Genomic DNA, 19,490 nt, shown 5'->3' on the forward strand with positions numbered 1-19,490 from the left:
ATGCTTTGCAACATTACCTGTTATCAGCAGGATTAATACATAGCTTCAGGCCCCGCAAACCGGGGCCTGCGGCTTATTGACGCACGAGAAACTTCAGATCGCTCGGGGCGTCCATCGACAGTTTTTGCACGGTTTTGCCCAGCAAACCGGTCTTGTCGTCGCGCTCGACCACGACAATCTGGTTGCTCTTCTGGTTGGCGATCAGCAGGAATTTGCCGCTTGGATCGAGGCTGAACTCACGCGGGTGATCGCCTTCCACCGAACGTCGTTGCAGCTCCTTGAGCTGACCATTGGCCGGGTCGATGGCGAACACCAGCAGCTGATTGGCGGTGCCACGGTTGCTGACGTAAAGGAATTTGCCGTCGGCGGACGCGTGCAGCGCGGCGGCGGCTTTGTCCGACGTCGGCTGGCCGGCAGCCAGATCGACCAGTTGCGTCTGGGTCAGGACGCCGTCCTTGTAATCGAACACTGCGACCTGAGCACTCATTTCCATGGTCAGCCAGGCATGTTTGCCGTCAGCGCTGAACAGCAGATGACGCGGGCCGCTGCCGGCTGGCAGTTGCACCGACGCGGTTTTCGCCGGGGTCAGCGGCAGTTCCGGGTTGGCTTTCGGGTCGAATTGGTAGATGAAGACCTTGTCCGCACCCAGGTCATTGGAGAACACGTAACGACCGTCCGGCGAGGACACCGTCGAGTGCACGTGGTTCGAGGCCTGACGCTCGGGATTGACCCGGCTTGCCGGGTGCGCGCTCATCTGCACCACCGGTTTGAGCTTGCCGTCGCTGCCGACCGGCAACACCGCGAGGGTGCCGCCCGGATCTTCAACCACCGAGTAGTTGCTGACGAACAAATGGCTGGCGTCGCCGCTGAGGCTCGAATGGGTCGGCTCGTTGCCCAGGCTCTGCACTTGATTGATCAGGGTCAGCGCGTGGGTCTTCGGATCGATGGAATAACTGCTGACGCGGCCGACCGGATCCTTCTGGCCAGGGCCGTTTTCGTTGACCACGAACACCCGGTGCTGATCCTTCGAAAGGGTCAGCCACGACGGGTTTTCGCTCTTGATCACTTGCAGCGGTTTGGCGGCGATCTGGCCGGTGGCGCTGTCGAAGTTCATCCGGTAGATGCCTTCGCTGGTGCCGGCGGTGTAGGAGCCCACCAAAAACTGGAAGCTCTCGGCCGAGGCACTGGAAAGGCCCATCGCACCGACACTGCCGGCCATCAGCAATGGCCAGAATTTACGCATGTTCATTCAGTTTCATCCTCGTCGTCGGCACTGCTCAGTACGTCACCGAGGCACACCAGACGGTGTTCGCCAACGGTTTTGGTGTCGCTGGAAAAACCGACGATCAACCAGCTCTGCAGGTCTTCATCAAACGTCGCCGCCGCCACCTGAGCCGGGGTGAATTCCCAGTGCTTGGCTGTTCGGCCATCGATGCATTCGATGTGCAGGTTGTCGTCTTCGTCGAGGGCGAATTCGAAAGCGTGCAGGCCGTCGATTTCGACCATACCGCAGTGTTCGAGGGCGTTGAGAAGGGTGTCGGTTACGGCAGTCATGGCAATCATGTCTTTCAGGGGGAAAGGGCCAATGATAGCTCAAAGCCCCGCTCTTGATCGTTCCCACGCTCTGCGTGGGAATGCCTCAAGGGACGCTCCGCGTTCCAGCTCTCGAATGGGACGCGGAGCGTCCCGGGCTGCATTCCCACGCGGAGCGTGGGAACGATCAACGAAACGCAGCGTGGGAACGATCATGGCATGGGGCTTAGAGGGCTTCGCGCGATGGCTTGCCGTCGACCAGCCGCTGAATACGCAGCGGGTTGGCGTTTTTCAGCGGTTCCGGCAGCAGGCTGTCGGGGTAATTCTGGAAGCACACCGGACGCAGGAAACGATCGATCGCCAGCGTACCCACCGAGGTGCCGCGGGCATCGGACGTCGCAGGATACGGGCCGCCGTGAACCATCGAATCGCACACTTCGACACCGGTCGGATAACCATTGAGCAGGATCCGCCCGACCTTCTGTTCCAGCAACGGCGTCAGCTCCGGGAAGCGCTCGAAATCCGTCTGCTCGCCGATGATGGTCGCCGTCAGTTGCCCGTGCAGGCCATTCAACGCCGCACTCAACTGCGCCTGATCGGCCACTTCGACGATCACCGTGGTCGGGCCGAACACTTCTTCCTGCAGCACTTCATCGCCATCGATCAGCAGGCGAACATCCGCTTTGAACAACTGCGGCTGCGCCTGATTGCCCTGTTGCGGATTGCCCGCCAGATGCTCGATGCCAGCGTGCACCAAAAGTTTTTCCACGCCCTTGCCGTAGCTGCCGAGGGTCCCGGCATTGAGCATGGTTTGCGCCGGTTGATCACCGATCAGCGCCGCGACTTGCTCAACGAATGCGGTGAACTGTGGCGAACGGATGCCGATCACCAGGCCCGGATTGGTACAGAACTGACCGCAGCCCTGCACCACCGAAGCGGTCAGATCGCGGGCGACGGTTTCCGATCGCACGGCCAGGGCCTCGGGCAGCACGATGACCGGGTTGATGCTCGACATCTCGGCGAACACCGGGATCGGCTGAGGCCGCGCGGCGGCCATGTCGCACAGCGCCCGTCCGCCCCGCAGCGAACCGGTGAAACCAACCGCCTGAATGGCCGGATGTTTGACCAGCCATTCACCGACGCCACCACCGTAGATCATGTTGAACACACCGGCCGGCATGGCGGTTTTTTCTGCTGCACGAATCAGCGCATCGGCGACCAGTTCAGCGGTGGCCATGTGGCCGCTGTGGGCCTTGAACACCACCGGGCAACCGGCCGCCAGCGCCGATGCGGTATCGCCGCCGGCGGTGGAGAATGCCAGTGGAAAATTGCTTGCACCGAACACCGCCACTGGGCCGAGGCCGATGCGGTATTGGCGCAGATCCGGACGTGGCAGCGGCTGACGATCCGGCAACGGCAGGTCGATGCGCGCACCGTAGAAATCACCGCGTCGCAGGACTTTGGCGAACAAGCGCATCTGGCCGCTGGTGCGCCCTCTTTCACCTTGAATCCGCCCGGCCGGCAGTGCGGTTTCGCGACAGACCACGGCGACGAAATCATCGCCCAGCGCATCCAGCTCATCGGCAATCGCATCGAGAAACTGCGCGCGGCGTTCGGCGCTGAGGCTGCGATACGCCGGATACGCCGCCGCAGCGGCTTTGGCGGCAGCGTCCACTTCCGCTTCCGTGGCCTGAATGAAATCGTGGGGCAGTGCTTCGCCCGTGGTGGCGTCGACGCTCTGCAGCTTGACGTTGCCCGCCGCGCTGCGACGACCGCCGATGTAGTTGTGACCGAGAATCTGAGTCATGGGATCTCCTTAAAGGGTGCCGATGCTGTCCGGTTCGAATGCCGCTGCGACCGGAGCGATGCCGTTGACCAGCGGTGCGCCGAATTCGGCCTGGCTGATCTCGAACACGTCGCCCGGCTGAGTGCGAATGCCATCGGCGAACGACAGGGTCGCGGTGCCGAAGAAGTGAATGTGCACGTCACCGGGACGCAGGAACTGGCTGTACTTGAAGTGGTGGTATTCGAGGTTCGCCAGGCTGTGGCACATGTTGGCCTCACCGCTGAGGAACTCGTTCTGCCACAGCACTTCACCGTCGCGCAGGATGCGGCTGGTGCCCGCCAGGTGTTGAGGCAATTCACCCGTGCGAAGTTCCGGGCCGTAGCTGCAACTGCGCAGTTTCGAGTGGGCCAGATACAGGTAATTCTTGCGCTCCATGACGTGATCGGAGAATTCGTTGCCCACCGCGAAACCGAGGCGATACGGCTTGCCGTCGTGGCCGATGATGTAGAGCCCGGCCATTTCTGGCTCCTCGCCGGCGTCTTCGGCAAACGGCGGCAGCGGGAACGGCTGACCGGGACGCACAACGATGCTGCCGTCGCCCTTGTAGAACCATTCCGGCTGCACACCGGCCTGCCCCGCCGCCGGTTTTCCGCCCTCCACGCCCCACTTGAAGATGCGCATGGTGTCGGTCATCGCCGCTTCGTCACCGGCCTGCTGGTGCATCTTGTCCCGGGCCGAGGCGCTGCCGAGGTGCGTGAGGCCGGTGCCGCTGACCAGCAGGTGCGCCGGGTCCGGGTGATCCAGCGGCGGCAAAATGCGCAGTTTGGCCAGCAATTCGGCGTAATCGTGACTGATGCCGAGGCCAAGGGTTTGCACTTGCTGCGCGAGGGTGCTGCCGGCCTCGATCGCGGCCAGGGCCAGATCGCGAACCGTGCGCGCATCTTGTACTTCACGCACGAGGCCGTCCTCGACCACCCCGACACGGCGCTCGCCGCTACTCAATTCGAATTGAACCAGATGCATGATGTTCTCCTGTTAAAACAAATCCTGGATCGAAATCAGGTACGCGTCGCACCCCGTGCACTCGCTGCAAATTGCTCGACCGGGAGCACATGCTTGCGCTCCAGCAAGCGATAGACGACACCCGTCAGAATCAGCCCGAACACCATCACCCCGGACAGGAAGTACAGGCCCGAAGCGAGGTTGCCGGTGTATTCCTTCAGCGCGCCGATCACGAACGGGCCGATGTAACCGCCGAGGTTGCCCACCGAGTTGATCAACGCAATTCCGGCTGCAGCACTGGCACCAGCGAAGAACCGCCCCGGCAGCGTCCAGAACACCGCCGTGCAGGAAAACAGCGCAAACGCCACCAGACACAACGCCGCCAGTTGCGCCACCGGCAACGACAGCCAGGCACTGAGGAACAGGCCCATGGCGCCCAGCACATAAAGCACCGCCAGATGGCCGTAGCGATCATTCAGACGGTCGGAACTGCGCGGAATGATCAGCAGGCCGATGATCCCGAAAATGTACGGCACCGAAGACACGAAACCTGTCACCAGATCGCTGCCGCCGAACTGTTTGATCAGGGTCGGCAGCCACAGGCCCAGGCCATAAATGCTCAGGGTCACCGGCAGGTAGAACAGCGCCAGCAGCAGCACGCGTTTGTCTTTCAGCGCATGCAGAGGATTGCCGTGACGGGTCTGGCCGTATTCCTGCAGGTCCTTTTTCAGCTCGCCGGTCAGCCAGTCCTTCTCGGCCTGATCCATCCATTTCACTTGCTGCGGGCCGTCCGGCAGCCAGCGCAGTACCGGCCAGGTCAGCAGGATCGCCGGGGTGCCGATGACGATGAACAGCCACTGCCAGCCATGCAGGCCGAGGATGCCGTCCATGCCCAGCAAACCGCCCGAAACGGGGCCGGTGATCATCATCGCGATGGGTTGGGAAAGGATGAACAGCCCGAGGATCTTGCCGCGATGGCGCACCGGAAACCATTGGGTGATGTAGTACAGAACGCCGGGAAAGAACCCCGCCTCCGCCGCGCCGAGCAGAAAGCGCATCACGTAGAAACTGTGCGGGCCCTGGACGAAGGCCATGCCGATGGTGATGGCGCCCCAGGTGATCATGATCCGCGCAAACCAGCGCCGCGCGCCGAAGCGTTCGAGCATCAGGTTGCTGGGGATTTCAAACAGAAAGTAGCCGATGAAAAACAGCCCGGCACCGAGGCCGTAGGCAGCATCGCCGATACCGATGTCGGCGCCCATGTGCAGCTTGGCGAAGCCGACGGCCGAGCGATCCACATAGGCGATCAGGTACAGCAGGATCAGGAAGGGAATCAGTTTCAGCGTGATGCGCCGGACAAGCCGCAGTTCCTGGCTCATGAGATCGGTCTCCGATTGTTGTTTTTATGGAACCTCGGGGAACGCCTCTCGCGGAAAATCGCCAGGGCCATCCCTCCGTCGAAAACGACTATATAGTAATACTAATTATGCGACAACACTTCCAAAGCGACGATTTTGCGCATATGTTTAGACGAAGCCCGCAAACAATAGTCTTACAATAAGAGAATCGATCATGTCTGATAAGAAACTCACCCTGCGCTCCGCCCAATGGTTTGGCACGGCCGACAAGAACGGCTTCATGTACCGCAGCTGGATGAAGAATCAGGGCATCGCCGACCATCAGTTCCATGGCAAGCCGATCATCGGCATCTGCAACACCTGGTCGGAACTGACCCCGTGCAACGCGCACTTCCGCCAGATCGCAGAGCACGTCAAACGCGGGGTGATCGAGGCTGGCGGCTTCCCGGTGGAATTCCCGGTGTTCTCGAATGGCGAATCGAATCTGCGCCCGACCGCCATGCTCACCCGCAACCTGGCGAGCATGGACGTTGAGGAAGCAATTCGCGGCAATCCGATTGACGGCGTGGTGCTGCTGACCGGTTGCGACAAGACCACCCCGGCTCTGCTGATGGGCGCGGCCAGTTGCGACGTGCCGGCGATCGTCGTCACCGGCGGGCCGATGCTCAACGGCAAGCACAAAGGCAAGGACATCGGCTCCGGCACCGTGGTCTGGCAGCTCAGCGAACAGGTCAAGGCCGGCACCATCACGATTGATGATTTCCTCGCGGCCGAGGGCGGCATGTCTCGCTCCGCCGGCACCTGCAACACCATGGGCACCGCGTCGACCATGGCTTGCATGGCCGAAGCACTGGGCACGTCCCTGCCACACAACGCGGCGATTCCGGCGGTGGATGCGCGGCGTTATGTGTTGGCGCACATGTCCGGCATGCGTGCGGTGGAGATGGTTCGTGAGGATCTGAAACTGTCGAAGATCCTGACCAAGGAAGCCTTCGAAAATGCGATCCGGGTCAACGCAGCGATTGGCGGTTCGACCAACGCGGTAATCCACCTCAAAGCCATCGCCGGGCGCATTGGCGTCGAGCTGGATCTGGACGACTGGACCCGCATCGGTCGCGGCATGCCGACCATTGTCGACCTGCAACCGTCCGGGCGTTTCCTGATGGAAGAGTTCTACTACGCCGGGGGATTGCCGGCCGTGTTGCGCCGCCTCGGCGAAGCCAATCTGATTCCGAATCCGAACGCGCTGACCGTCAACGGCAAATCCATCGGCGAGAACACCAAGGACGCGCCGATCTACGGTGAAGACGAAGTGATCCGCACCCTCGACAATCCGATCCGCGCCGACGGCGGCATCTGCGTGTTGCGCGGCAACCTCGCGCCACTGGGCGCGGTGCTCAAACCGTCAGCCGCAACGCCGGAGCTGATGCAGCACCGTGGCCGCGCGGTGGTGTTCGAGAACTTCGACATGTACAAGGCGCGCATCAACGACCCGGAACTGGACGTCGATGCCAACTCGATTCTGGTGATGAAGAACTGCGGGCCGAAGGGTTATCCGGGCATGGCCGAAGTCGGCAACATGGGGCTGCCGGCCAAGCTGCTGGCGCAGGGCGTGACCGACATGGTACGTATCTCCGATGCGCGCATGAGCGGCACGGCCTACGGCACCGTTGTGTTGCATGTCGCGCCGGAAGCGGCGGCCGGCGGGCCTTTGGCGGCAGTGAAGGAAGGTGACTGGATCGAGCTGGACTGCGCCAGCGGGCGTTTGCATCTGGACATTCCGGACGCTGAACTGGCGGCGCGCATGGCGGATCTGCAACCGCCGCAGCAATTGTTGGTGGGTGGGTATCGTCAGCTGTATATCGACCATGTGCTGCAGGCGGATCAGGGGTGTGATTTCGACTTCCTGGTAGGTTGCCGAGGGGCTGAAGTCCCCCGCCATTCCCACTAACACCGCTGTCCCCCTGCCCTGATCCTTCCCACGCTCTGCGTGGGAATGCAGCCCGGGACGCTCTGCGTCCCATTTGAGAACTGGAACGCAGAGCGTCCCTTCAGGCATTCCCACGCGGAGCGTGGGAACGATCATTGCCTCGCTCCAGATTACGCCGTGCCTGCTATGATGCGCGGCATCTCCATCGCTCAGGATCGCGCCACTCCCCATGGATTACCGCAAACCTTCCGACCGTAAAAGCATGCACTCGCGCATCGTCCAGGAACTGGGCATGCAGATTGTTTCCGGACGCTTTCTGCCCTGCGACAAGCTGCCCGCCGAAGCCTTGCTCTGCGAGGAATACGCGGTCAGCCGGCCGGTGTTGCGCGAAGCCACCCGAGTGCTGGTCGCCAAGGGCCTGGTGTATTCGAAACCGCGCGTCGGCACCGTGGTCAAGCCGCGCCGCGAATGGCACATGCTCGACCCGGACGTGCTGCACTGGCTGATGCAAAGCAGCCCGCAGAACGAGTTCTTCAACGTCCTCACCAGCGTGCGCAGCATCATCGAACCCGCCGCCGCCGCCCTCGCCGCCCAGCACGCCACCGATGCCGACATTGCGTCGATTGCCGAGGCTTACCAGCGCATGGAAGCGGCCCCGACGCCGGAAGCCTTGCTGCAACCGGATCTGGACTTTCACAGCCGGATTGCCGATGCGACCCACAACGATTTGCTGGCCAATCTGTGCAACATGCTTGCGGTGGCGATTGCCGAGGCGTTGAAGCATTCGAATCAGCGGCCGAATCTGCATGAACTGGCGTTGCCTCGGCACAAGGCGATTTTGACGGCGATCGAGAATCGGGATGCGTTGGGGGCGAGGCATGCGACGTTGGTGCAGCTGGATGATGCGCGCAGCGCATTGAGTGTTGTGCTTGGGGCGGATCTTTCGTAAGCCTTTAGTCCGCCTGCCCTCACCCTAGCCCTCTCCCAGGGGGAGAGGGCACCAATCCGGGGATATTGGAGAGATACACCGACTTGAACGATCTGCCTTGAATCCGTAATCGACTCGGTTTTTCAGGTCGATGGTTCACGAAGCACAACCCGGTCAGTCCCCTCTCCCTTTGGGAGAGGGCTAGGGTGAGGGGGCTTTTGCTCTCACACCATAAAAAAAGCCGCAACCCTTCAAGGTTGCGGCTTTTTCATTTCAGCCAACCGGATCAGTGAGCAAACAGAGAATTTCCCTTCTGCCCCGCCAGTTTCTCCGGCTTGATCAGGAACTTCGCCAGTGCCGGCAATAGCCACAGCGCACCGAACATGTTCCACAGCAGCATGAAGGTCAGCATCAGGCCCATGTCGGCCTGGAACTTGATCGCCGAGAAGATCCAGGTGCACACGCCGATGGCCAGGCACAGACCGGTGAACAGCACCGCTTTACCGGTGGATTTCAGGGTCTGGTAATAGGCTTCCTGCAGCGGCAAACCGGCACGCAGGAAACTTTCCAGGCGGCTGTAGATGTAGATGCCGTAGTCCACGCCGATGCCCACGCCCAACGCCACTACCGGCAGCGTCGCTACCTTCACGCCGATACCCATGAACGCCATCAGCGCGTTACCCAGCACCGAGGTCAGCACCAGCGGCAGCACGATGCACAGGGTCGCCGCCCACGAGCGGAAGGTGATCATGCACATCACCGCCACGCAGATGTACACCAGGATCAGAATGGTCAGCTCGGACTTCTTGATCACGTCGTTGGTGGCCGCCTCGATCCCGGCGTTACCAGCCGCGAGGATGAACTCCAGGCCTTCCTTGTTGTTTTCCTTGGCGAAGTCCTGCACCGCATGCACGGCGCGATCCAGGGTTTCGGCCTTGTGGTCGTTGAGGAACACCAGCACCGGCGCCAGCGAGCAACTGTTGTTGTACAGGCCGTCGGCCCGGGCGATTGAGTTGTTCAGCACATCCGGGTTGCGCGACAGGGTTTCCCATTTCAGGTTGCCCTCGTTCATGCCCTTGATCATCTGCTTGGACACGGTCACCAGCGAGATCGCCGACTGCACGCCCTCGGTGTTCTGCATCTTCCACATCAGTTCGTCGATCGGCGCCATGGCTTCATAGCGCGAGCAGCCTTCGGACTTGGTCTTGACCATCACCACCAGCACGTCGGAACTGGTCGAATAGTTGCTGATGATGAAGTTGTTGTCCTTGTTGTAGCGCGAGTCCGGACGCAGTTCCGGCGCGCCCTGGTCGAGGTCACCGATTTTCAGGTTCTGGCTGTACCAGAGACCGCCGCCGAAGGCGACCAGCGCCAGGGCGATGGAAATCGGCGCGACTTTCGGGTTGGCGAAATTCGACAGCAGACGCCAGAACGGATGCTCGCGATGCGCGTCCTTCTTGCTCTTGGCGATGGCGCGCTTGCTGATGCCGACATAGGAAATCGCCACCGGCAGCAGGATCAGGTTGGTGAACACGATCACCGCCACGCCGATGGAAGCGCCGATGGCCAGCTCGCGGATCACGCCGATGTCGATGATCAGCAGCGTGATGAAGCCGACGGCGTCTGCCAGAATCGCGATCATCCCCGGCAGGAACAATTGACGGAATGTCCGCCGTGCGGCCGTCAACGCGTTGTCCGCCTCACCGGATTGCAGGGCGATACCGTTGATTTTCTGCACGCCGTGGGAAATGCCGATGGCGAAGATCAGGAACGGCACCAGCATCGAATACGGATCGAGGCCGAACCCGAAGAAGTGCATCAACCCGAGTTGCCAGACCACCGCCACCAGCGTGGTGCTCAACACCGCCACAGTGCTGCGCAGGCAGTTGGTGAACCACAGCAGCAGGATCAGGGTGATGACGAAAGCGATGCCGAAGAACATCACCACCATCACCAGGCCGTCGATCAGGTCACCGACCTTCTTGGCGAAGCCGACGATGTGGATCTTGACGTTGGGGTTCTGCGCTTCGAACTTGTTGCGGATCTTGTCTTCGAGCTCATGGGAGAACTGGCGGTAGTCCAGCGCCAGCAGCTTGCCCTGGTCCTGCGGGTCCGGGTAGGACTCCAGCAGCGGGATGTCGACGATGCTCGACTTGAAGTCGTTGGCCACCAGACGCCCGACCTGACCGGACTTGAGCACGTTATTGCGCAGCAGATCGAGGCTGTCCTGGGAGCCGTTGTAGCTCTGCGGGATCACTTCGCCGCCGGCAAAACCTTCCTCGGTCACTTCGGTCCAGCGCACGCTCGGGCTCCACAGCGACTTGAGGCCGGAACGGTCGACGCCGGAGATGTAGAACACCTCGTCGTTGATCTGACGCAGGGTCTCCATGTACTCCTTGGAGAAGATGTCGCCATCCTTCGCTTCCACCGAAATACGCACGGTGTTGCCCAGGTTCGCCAGATCGTTGCGGTGCTCCATCATCTTCTCGATGAACGGATGCTTGAGCGGGATCATCTTTTCGAAACTGGTGGACGGGCGGATCAGCGTGGCCTGCCAGAACAGGAAAATGCTGACCAGCAGGCAGATCACGATCACTGCCGGGCGGTTGTTGAAGATCAGGCGCTCGAGAAACGTCGCCTTGTCCTGATGATGAGTGCTCAAGGAAGTCATAGCCCCGCCTTCTTATTATTGATTCGGCTCATTTGCCCAGCTCGGCGCCGTTCGCAGTAGTGACCCGAACGCCACCCTGCCCGCTCAGGATCAGATTGCCGTTGCCGGCGGCGGTGACCGACGACAGCGAGATGCGATCCGGACGGTTGAACACGCTGAAGGTTTCGCCGTTGTCACTGCTGCTGACCACCGAGCCGCCGTTGCCGACGATGACGATGGAGCCGTCTTCGAGCAGTGTGGCACCGGACAGGCCGAACTCCAGCGAACCGCGCGCAGCTTTCAGTTCGACCTGCTCCCAGGTGCTGCCGAAATCGGTGGAGCGGTAAAGGTTGCCGCGCAGACCGTAGGCCAGCAGGGTTTGCGGCTGCGCCGTACCGATCACGCCGAACAGCGAGCCTTCGTACGGGCCTTCGAGTTTTTCCCAGGTCTGGCCCCAGTCGGCGGAGCGGAACATGCTGCCCGACTCACCGACGATGAACAGGCCGGCGTCTTTTACGGAAGCGATGGCGTTGAGGTGGAACTGGTCTTCGTTGTCGAGGCGGTCGCTGACGTCTTCCCAGTTTTTGCCGCCGTCGGTGGTTTCCAGCAGCGCGCCGTAGGCACCTACGGCCAGGCCACTGTTGACGTCCTTGAACCAGACGTCGAGCAGCGGCGACTCACGCTTGAGGTCTTCGAACTGTTTGGTCCAGGTCAGGCCGCCGTCTTCGCTGGCGAGGATCTGTGCGTCGTGGCCGACGGCCCAGCCGTGCTTGTCATCGACGAAATACACGGCGGTCAGCAACTGGCGGCTCGGCACTTTGGCCTGGGTCCAGGTCTTGCCCTGATCGTCGGAATAGAGAATGTGCCCGCGATCCCCAACCGCCACCAGCCGGGTTCCGGCGTGAACGACATCGAGCATCAGGCTTTTCGAGGCCTTGGCCGATTCGGTGGAATAGACCACGTCGGCTGGCGCTTCGGCGGCGAGAACCGGCGCCGACAATGTGGCAAAGCCCAGCAGAGAGAGTGCTGTGGCCAGCAACGCGGTGTTGCGTAACGCCGGCGGGCGGCAACGACTCATAGACCTTCCCCTGTTTATTATTGTTGGTCATGGACCTTAAGGGCGCCGCAAGGGTGCTCACGGTGACTGCCTGGTCACAAGCATAGTCCTGAAACCCGCCATCCAGAGCCCCTTCGGAAGCTGGCTCATCCTATCGGGCATTCGAAACGTCTGACAATCGGCGCAACGTTATCTTTTGTTAACCGCGAAGGAGCGGGGTTGCGAGCGAATGGAGGGGTATTCGCCGGGTTGATGAACCCGCATCTGGCCCCTCGTCAAAAATAATCATCCAGCTTCAACCTCTGAGCCGCGTCATCTTTCAGAACCCGGATCGACTGCATGTCGCAAGGCATAGTCTCGAAGACATAACCCTTGGCCCCGGGAATTGCGACAACCGCTTTTTTTTCACTGATCAATGCCGCTCTGGCGCCATGGGGCATCCCGGGGATGGCGCATTCGCGCGGATGAAGATGAAACGAGGCGAATACCAGAGCTTCCTGAACACCTTCTTCGACATGTTTGAGAACAAAAACCCACACACTCCATGAACTGCTGACGGTGAAAAGAGACACGCCGAGGACAATCCAGCGCATGGTCGCGCGCCTGATGTGGCTACGACCGGATTTGTATTTTTTCCAGAACGGCGCTGACAGAGGATCGCGCTTCGCCGACTCGCGGAATGTCGGCTTCACTTCATTCATGAACATATATGTGACGATGACAATGAGACTGCCCAGCATCGTCGCGGCGTATAGCCAAGTGAATGCAAGTATCAGCAACGTCAGCGTCTTTTGTGCGACGGGAAACTGGGTGGCTTCGACTCGCGTGTAGTGAACGATGAAATAGTCAGCCCAGGCACTCGCAAACTGGCCGATACCCAACGTTATCAAGGCCGCGGTGAGGGCCAGCCACCAGAAGTTTTCCCTGAATTTTGCGACCAGATTGAAATATCTGATCGAGAGGACCAATGAACTCAGGCACAGGGTGACCCATACCTGCAAGACCACACTCAGATCCGCAGGGCTGCCCAGCCTGGTCCATAAAGCGAGCAACAGCAGCAGCGCCAGCGACACAAGGGTCAGCGCCGCCAGATACTCGTCGAACCCCCACCATCGAATGCTGTAGTTGAGCTTCCAGGGCCAGTGTTTCGAACCTGTTCTGACAAACATCGGGCCATCCATGCAGCGTCTGGCCACTTCCAGTACGAAAGCGAAAATCAAATAGGTAGCAATGTAGGGGAGCATTGATCGCGAGCGTCCTTTCTCTCAGATCGGACAATGTTATCCCAAGCCTTCCGCTTATCCGATCAACGCCTCTAAACATTTGAACTGCCGCCCCTGAATGGCGTGGCGCTTGCGCATGCCGTCCATCTGATCTCGTACAAATTCGAATGGGAGGCTTGCACGATCGGTATTATGGTATACCATCAGACGCACAGACACTCTTTATCCCCTACGGAGCAGCTCATGAGTTTCGAAATTCGCAAGATCGTCAGCTATGTCGAAGAGACCTTCATTGAAGGCGGCAAGGCTTCCGACACCCCGGTGACCATGGTGGGCCTGGCCGTCGTGATGAAAAACCCGTGGGTCGGCAACGGCTTTGTCGAAGACCTCAAGCCGCAGATTCGCGCCAATTGCTCCGACCTCGGCGCGATGATGGTCGAGCGTCTGGTGGGCATCATCGGCGGTGCCGAGAAGATCGAGGCTTACGGCAAAGCCGCGGTGGTCGGCGCCGACGGCGAAATCGAGCACGCGTCGGCGGTGATCCACACCCTGCGCTTCGGCAATCACTATCGCGAAGCGGTCAAGGCCAAGAGCTACCTGAGCTTCACCAACAAGCGCGGCGGTCCGGGCACTTCGATTCAGATCCCGATGATGCACAAGGACGACGAAGGCCTGCGCTCGCACTACATAACCCTGGAAATGCAGATCGAAGACGCCCCCCGCGCCGACGAAATCGTCGTGGTGCTCGGTTGCGCCGACGGTGGTCGCCTGCACCCGCGCATCGGCAACCGCTACATCGATCTGGAAGAACTGGCCGCCGAAAAAGCCCAGTAATCACAATAAAAAAGGCATTGCAGGAGCGCTCCATGATTCGGCTCACCGCTGAACTCACCCCGGCCGGCACCAGTTATCTGGCGACAGGCGTTGGCCAACCCGTGGTGTTGATCCACGGCGTAGGCCTGAACAAAGAAATGTGGGGCGGCCAGATCGTTGGCCTGGCCACGCAATACCGGGTGATCGCCTACGACATGCTCGGCCATGGCGCCAGCCCGCGACCGGCCAGCGGCACCGCCCTGCTCGGCTATGCCGATCAGTTGCTGGAGTTGCTCGACCACCTGCAATTGCCCGAGGCATCGGTGATCGGCTTTTCCATGGGCGGTCTGGTGGCGCGGGCGTTTGCCCTGCATTACCCGGACCGCCTGAAAAGCCTGGTGGTGCTCAACAGCGTGTTCAACCGCAGCGAAGAGCAACGCGCCGGCGTCATCGCCCGCACCGCTCAAGCTGCCGAACACGGGCCCGACGCGAATGCCGAAGCGGCACTGTCGCGCTGGTTCAGCCGTGAATATCAGGCGGCCAACCCGGCGCAGATCGCCGCGATCCGCCAGACCCTGGCCGGCAATGATCCGCAGGGTTACCTGACCACCTACGAATTGTTCGCCACCCAGGACATGTACCGCGCCGACGACCTGGGCAGCATCCAGGCGCCGACGCTGATCGCCACCGGCGAGCTGGACCCCGGATCGACCCCGGAAATGGCCGAGCAACTGGCCGCGCGCATTCCCGGTGCGAAGGTTGCCGTGCTGCCCGAGCAACGGCATATGATGCCGGTAGAGTCGCCACGGCTGGTGAACCAGACGCTGCTGGAATTTCTCGACACCGCACACGCCCGACAAAACCATATAAAGGGGATCGTTGCATGACGCTCGCACGCTTCCAGATGTGCATCGGCGGAGAATGGGTCGACGCCCTCTCCGGCAAGACTTTCGAAAGCCTCAACCCGGCGCTGGCCGAACCTTGGGCCGAACTGCCCGACGCTGACGAGGCCGACGTCGAACGCGCCGTGCAAGCCGCGCAGACCGCCTTCGACAGCCCGGCATGGCGTGGCTTGACCGCCACCGCGCGCGGCAAACTGCTGCGTCGTCTCGGTGACCTGATCGCTGAAAACAAGGAACAACTGGCGCAGCTGGAAAGCCGAGACAATGGCAAACTGATCCGCGAAACCCGCGGTCAGGTCGGTTATCTGCCGGAGTTCTTCCACTACACCGCCGGCCTCGCCGACAAGCTCGAAGGCGGCACCCTGCCGCTGGATAAGCCCGATCTGTTCGCCTACACCGTGCACGAAGCCATGGGCGTGGTCGCCGCGATCATTCCGTGGAACAGCCCGCTTTATCTGACCGCGATCAAACTGGCGCCGGCGCTGGCGGCGGGCAACACCATTGTGATCAAGCCCTCCGAGCACGCCTCGGCGACCATTCTTGAGCTGGCGCGCCTGGCCCTCGAAGCCGGGATTCCGCCGGGCGTGGTCAACGTGGTCACCGGTTACGGCCCGAGCACGGGCGCCGCCCTCACCCGCCATCCGCTGATCCGCAAGATTGCCTTCACCGGCGGCGCGGCCACGGCCCGGCATGTGGTGCGCAGCAGCGCCGAGAACTTCGCCAAGCTGTCGCTGGAACTGGGCGGCAAATCGCCGAACATCATCTTTGCCGACGCTGATCTCGACAGTGCGATCAACGGCGCCATCGCCGGGATCTACGCCGCATCCGGTCAGAGCTGCGTATCCGGTTCGCGACTGCTGGTGCAGGATGAAATCTACGACGAATTCGTCAGCCGGTTGGTGGAGCGCGCCCAGCGCATCCGCATCGGCAACCCGCAGGACGACAGCAGCGAAATGGGTCCGATGGCCACCGCGCAGCAACTGGCAGTGGTTGAAGGTCTGGTGGCCGATGCCATCGCCGAAGGCGCGCGCCTGCGTCTGGGTGGCAAGCGTCCGAGTGGCGTGGGTGATGGCTGGTTCTACGAACCGACGCTGTTCGAATGCGATCGCAACTCGATGAAGATCATGCAGGAAGAAGTCTTTGGTCCGGTGGCCTCGGTGATCCGTTTCAAGGACGAAGCCGAAGCGCTGGCGATTGCCAACGACTCGCAGTTCGGCCTCGCCGCCGGCATCTGGACCCGCGATCTGGGCCGGGCCCATCGTCTGGCCCGGGACGTGCGCTCGGGGATTATCTGGGTCAACACTTACCGCGCGGTGTCGGCGATGGCACCGATCGGCGGCTTCAAGAACAGTGGCTATGGACGCGAAAGCGGCATCGATTCGGTGCTGGCCTACACCGAACTGAAAACGGTGTGGATCAACCTCTCCCAGGCGCCGATGCCTGATCCGTTTGTGATGCGTTAGGAGTCCTGCGACATGATCGAACCCGGCATTTACAAAGACGTCATGAGCTCGTTTCCGTCCGGGGTCACGGTGGTCACCACCCTCGACCCGGACGGTGGCATCGTCGGCATCACCGCCAGCGCCTTCAGTGCGCTGTCGATTGATCCGGCGCTGGTGCTGTTCTGCCCCAACTACGCCTCCGACACCTACCCGGTACTGCGCGACAGCAAGAAGTTCGCGATTCATTTGCTGTCCGCCGACCAGACCGCCGAGGCCTATGCTTTCGCCGGCAAAGGCAAGGACAAGGCCAACGGCATCGAGTGGCACTTGAGCGAGCTCGGTAACCCGATCCTCGCCAAGGCCACGGCGATCATCGAATGCGAACTGTGGCGTGAATACGACGGTGGCGACCACGCGATCATCGTTGGCGCGGTGAAGAACCTGATCCTGCCGGAGCAACCGGTGACGCCGATGATTTATCACAAGGGCAAGCTCGGCGCTTTGCCGACACTGGGTTGAGCGGAGAAACACATGAGCAACGAAAAGTACGAGCAAGGCCTGAAGATCCGCACCCAGGTGCTGGGCCAAGCCTATGTGCAGCGCTCGATCGAGAACGCCGACGACTTCACCCGCCCGCTGCAGGAAATGGTCACCGAATACTGCTGGGGCCACGTCTGGGGACGTGAAGGCCTGTCGCTCAAGGAGCGCAGCATGATCAACCTGGCGATGATCTCGGCGCTCAACCGCCCGCACGAACTGAAACTGCATGTGCGCGGCGCCTTGCGTAACGGCCTGAGTCGTGAGCAAATACGCGAAATTCTGCTTCAGGTCGGTATTTATTGCGGCATCCCGGCAGCCGTGGACAGTTTCCGGCTCGCCCGTGAAGCCTTCGCCGAAGCCGACGCCGAGGCCTCCAGTTAACCCCTCGGCTGTTTTGATGCCCGTCTGGCATGGACAGCCACCTTAAAGAGCGGACCCCATGAAACGCCTGCCACTCGACGACAGCTTCAAGGTCAATCGCAACCCCGTCACCCTGCGCGAAATCGTGCTGGATAAACTGCGAAGCGCCATCATGAACTTCCAGCTGCTGCCGGGCGATCGCCTGGTGGAGCGCGATCTGTGCGATCGCCTGGGCGTGAGCCGTACGTCGGTGCGTGAAGCCTTGCGTCACCTGGAATCCGAAGGTCTGGTGGAATTCGCTGACGCCAAGGGCCCGCGCGTGGCGATCATCACCCTCGCCGATGCCGTCGACATCTATGAACTGCGTTGCGTGCTCGAAGGCCTGATCGTCCAGCTGTTCACCCTGCGCGCCAAGGCCAAGGACATCAAGGCCCTGGAAAAAGCCCTCGACGAGAACCGCAAGGCGCTCAAGGACGGCGAGTTGCAGCAGGTGATCGACTCGGTGCAGGGTTTCTATGACGTGCTGCTGGAAGGTTCCGGCAACCATGTCGCAGCCACTCAGCTGCGGCAGTTGCAGGCGCGCATCAGCTACTTGCGCGCAACGTCGGTGTCCCAGGAAAACCGTCGCGGCGCCAGTAATCACGAGATGGAAAAAATGGTCGAGGCGATCAAGAGCGGCGATCCGCTGGCGGCGCATCAGGCGTGCGTCGATCACGTGCGCGCTGCGGCTGCCGTCGCTCTCGATTACCTCAAGCGCAAACAGGAAGAGACCGGCGACACACCGCCAATCACCCTGCCCATCGCGCTGAAAGAACCGCGCATAGGTCACTGACATGTTCAACCCGAGCTTTTGCCCGAAATGCGGTGGCGCTGACCTCGGTCAGCAAGTGCCGCCGGGCGATACGCACGAGCGCCTGATGTGCCGCGGTTGCGGCTACATCCACTATGTAAACCCGAAGATCATCGCCGGCTGCATCATCGAGCAGGACGGCAAATACCTCTTGTGCCAACGGGCAATTCCCCCGCGTCCCGGCACCTGGACCCTGCCCGCCGGTTTCATGGAAAGCGGCGAAACCACCGAACAGGCCGCCCTGCGCGAAGTCTGGGAAGAAAGCGGCGTACGCGCGGAGATCGTCTCGCCGTACTCAATCTTCAGCGTGCCGAAGATCAGCGAGGTCTACATCATCTTCCGCGCACTCGCGCTGGAAATCACTGGCGAGTACGGTCCGGAAACCCTCGCCTGCAAATTCTTCGCCCCCGAAGACATCCCCTGGGAGCAGATCTACTACCCGGCGATCCGGCAGATCCTCGAACGCTACATCGAGGAACGCCAGGCCGGGGTCTATGGCATGTACATGGGCAATGACGACAGCGGCAAGATTCATTTCATGCGTTGATCAGCCGTCACTTGCAGAAAATACAGAGCCCGGCCCGATTCCTCGGTAAATAGGTGCTCAGTCCGGCATCGCACGAATGATATCCGCCAGATCATCTTTGGTGATTTCATTGGCTTTGAGAGCAGCGGAGATGTCTTTCTTGGAGAGCGGAAAACGCTTGAAAATGTCCTTCAAGGTATCGGCATCAATTTTGGCTAGCCAAAGAGGATCAATAAAAGAACCGCCATATTCAGGCTTCATTGGGACTTCTTCGTGGGCAATGGCACCTTTGTGATTCAGATACACAACATAACGATCGTGCCCTTCAGGAAAGCTTTTATCGTGATATAGCGTTGTTCCCATCGGCAGGACATAGTAATTGTCATCGCCACCTTGCCCTTCGATCAGCAGGGGTTCTTTGGTTTTAACCATCTCCAGATCGCGTACCTTCGCACTGTTCCCGAAAATCAGAAAAGCCAGAAAGACTGCATTTACCAATAGAGCAGCCACTAGCCAGAGGCCTACTCGCCTACCTGCAAACATTCCTTTTGTCATGCGCATCAACATTCCCTTAGAGCACATCGTGCATA

At 60.9% G+C, this 19,490-nt stretch carries 18 protein-coding genes; 9 read left to right on the forward strand and 9 right to left on the reverse strand.

The genetic code is table 11. The annotated features are described in order from the left end of the window. Positions 1-73: 73 nt before the first annotated feature. From EIY71_RS23355 to EIY71_RS23375, 5 genes are all read right to left on the reverse strand, one after another. Positions 74-1,249 (reverse strand): lactonase family protein, encoded by a 1,176-nt coding sequence (locus tag EIY71_RS23355; protein ID WP_134023294.1) that lies wholly within the window; start codon positions 1,247-1,249, stop codon positions 74-76. After that, on the reverse strand, positions 1,246-1,554 hold the full coding sequence (locus EIY71_RS23360; protein WP_085746274.1) for a DUF5629 family protein: 309 nt from the start codon (positions 1,552-1,554) through the stop codon (positions 1,246-1,248). The genes EIY71_RS23355 and EIY71_RS23360 overlap by 4 nt, the downstream gene beginning before the upstream one ends. A gap of 205 nt (positions 1,555-1,759) precedes the next feature. Then, a complete protein-coding gene (locus EIY71_RS23365) occupies positions 1,760-3,340 on the reverse strand; it encodes an aldehyde dehydrogenase (NADP(+)) (RefSeq protein ID WP_085746239.1) in 1,581 nt (526 codons plus the stop codon). A 9-nt stretch (positions 3,341-3,349) separates the two neighbouring features. After that, complete coding sequence (araD1, locus tag EIY71_RS23370) at positions 3,350-4,342, reverse strand: AraD1 family protein (RefSeq protein ID WP_085746238.1); 993 nt, start codon at positions 4,340-4,342, stop codon at positions 3,350-3,352. 35 nt (positions 4,343-4,377) lie between these two features. Beyond that, positions 4,378-5,700 carry an MFS transporter gene (locus EIY71_RS23375; RefSeq protein ID WP_074688585.1) on the reverse strand — a complete coding sequence of 441 codons (1,323 nt, stop codon included), beginning with the start codon at positions 5,698-5,700 and terminating at the stop codon, positions 4,378-4,380. A gap of 193 nt (positions 5,701-5,893) precedes the next feature. Between EIY71_RS23375 and EIY71_RS23380 the strand changes: the two genes are divergently transcribed. Both EIY71_RS23380 and EIY71_RS23390 read left to right on the forward strand, forming a co-directional pair. Next, complete coding sequence (locus EIY71_RS23380) at positions 5,894-7,630, forward strand: IlvD/Edd family dehydratase (protein WP_129974217.1); 1,737 nt, start codon at positions 5,894-5,896, stop codon at positions 7,628-7,630. A 208-nt stretch (positions 7,631-7,838) separates the two neighbouring features. Beyond that, positions 7,839-8,558, forward strand: a complete 720-nt coding sequence (locus tag EIY71_RS23390; RefSeq protein WP_011334609.1) for a FadR/GntR family transcriptional regulator — start codon at positions 7,839-7,841, stop codon at positions 8,556-8,558. Between the two features lie 265 nt (positions 8,559-8,823). Here the strand turns inward: EIY71_RS23390 and EIY71_RS23395 are convergent, their stop codons facing one another. From EIY71_RS23395 to EIY71_RS23405, 3 genes are all read right to left on the reverse strand, one after another. Continuing rightward, positions 8,824-11,208 carry an RND family transporter gene (locus EIY71_RS23395; protein ID WP_134023296.1) on the reverse strand — a complete coding sequence of 795 codons (2,385 nt, stop codon included), beginning with the start codon at positions 11,206-11,208 and terminating at the stop codon, positions 8,824-8,826. Positions 11,209-11,236: 28 nt separating this feature from the next. Next, the gene (locus EIY71_RS23400) at positions 11,237-12,265 is read right to left on the reverse strand and encodes a YCF48-related protein (protein ID WP_085746236.1); all 1,029 of its coding nucleotides are present in this window, start codon (positions 12,263-12,265) and stop codon (positions 11,237-11,239) included. Between the two features lie 254 nt (positions 12,266-12,519). Beyond that, positions 12,520-13,488, reverse strand: coding sequence for a hypothetical protein (locus tag EIY71_RS23405; RefSeq protein WP_134023298.1), 969 nt, complete (start codon positions 13,486-13,488; stop codon positions 12,520-12,522). Positions 13,489-13,710: 222 nt separating this feature from the next. Between EIY71_RS23405 and EIY71_RS23410 the strand changes: the two genes are divergently transcribed. From EIY71_RS23410 to EIY71_RS23440, 7 genes are read left to right on the forward strand one after another with little or no spacing between them, the layout of a single operon-like run. Further along, positions 13,711-14,301, forward strand: a complete 591-nt coding sequence (locus EIY71_RS23410) for an amino acid synthesis family protein (RefSeq protein WP_007957412.1) — start codon at positions 13,711-13,713, stop codon at positions 14,299-14,301. A gap of 32 nt (positions 14,302-14,333) precedes the next feature. Then, on the forward strand, positions 14,334-15,167 hold the full coding sequence (locus EIY71_RS23415) for an alpha/beta fold hydrolase (RefSeq protein WP_085746234.1): 834 nt from the start codon (positions 14,334-14,336) through the stop codon (positions 15,165-15,167). Further along, on the forward strand, positions 15,164-16,645 hold the full coding sequence (locus tag EIY71_RS23420; protein WP_085603065.1) for an aldehyde dehydrogenase: 1,482 nt from the start codon (positions 15,164-15,166) through the stop codon (positions 16,643-16,645). The genes EIY71_RS23415 and EIY71_RS23420 overlap by 4 nt, the downstream gene beginning before the upstream one ends. A 12-nt stretch (positions 16,646-16,657) precedes the next feature. Next, a complete protein-coding gene (locus EIY71_RS23425) occupies positions 16,658-17,143 on the forward strand; it encodes a flavin reductase family protein (RefSeq protein WP_007957406.1) in 486 nt (161 codons plus the stop codon). Positions 17,144-17,155: 12 nt separating this feature from the next. Further along, complete coding sequence (locus EIY71_RS23430; RefSeq protein WP_134023300.1) at positions 17,156-17,545, forward strand: carboxymuconolactone decarboxylase family protein; 390 nt, start codon at positions 17,156-17,158, stop codon at positions 17,543-17,545. 58 nt (positions 17,546-17,603) lie between these two features. After that, positions 17,604-18,356, forward strand: coding sequence for a GntR family transcriptional regulator (locus EIY71_RS23435; protein ID WP_039766879.1), 753 nt, complete (start codon positions 17,604-17,606; stop codon positions 18,354-18,356). A 1-nt stretch (position 18,357) separates the two neighbouring features. Beyond that, positions 18,358-18,921 carry an NUDIX hydrolase gene (locus EIY71_RS23440; protein WP_134023302.1) on the forward strand — a complete coding sequence of 188 codons (564 nt, stop codon included), beginning with the start codon at positions 18,358-18,360 and terminating at the stop codon, positions 18,919-18,921. 57 nt (positions 18,922-18,978) lie between these two features. Here EIY71_RS23440 and EIY71_RS23445 read toward each other — a convergent pair whose 3' ends face one another. After that, positions 18,979-19,461 carry a hypothetical protein gene (locus tag EIY71_RS23445; protein ID WP_256661104.1) on the reverse strand — a complete coding sequence of 161 codons (483 nt, stop codon included), beginning with the start codon at positions 19,459-19,461 and terminating at the stop codon, positions 18,979-18,981. Positions 19,462-19,490: the final 29 nt, after the last annotated feature.

Source organism: Pseudomonas sp. CH235, from assembly GCF_004368175.1.
Taxonomy (GTDB): Bacteria; Pseudomonadota; Gammaproteobacteria; order Pseudomonadales; family Pseudomonadaceae; genus Aquipseudomonas; species Aquipseudomonas paraglycinae.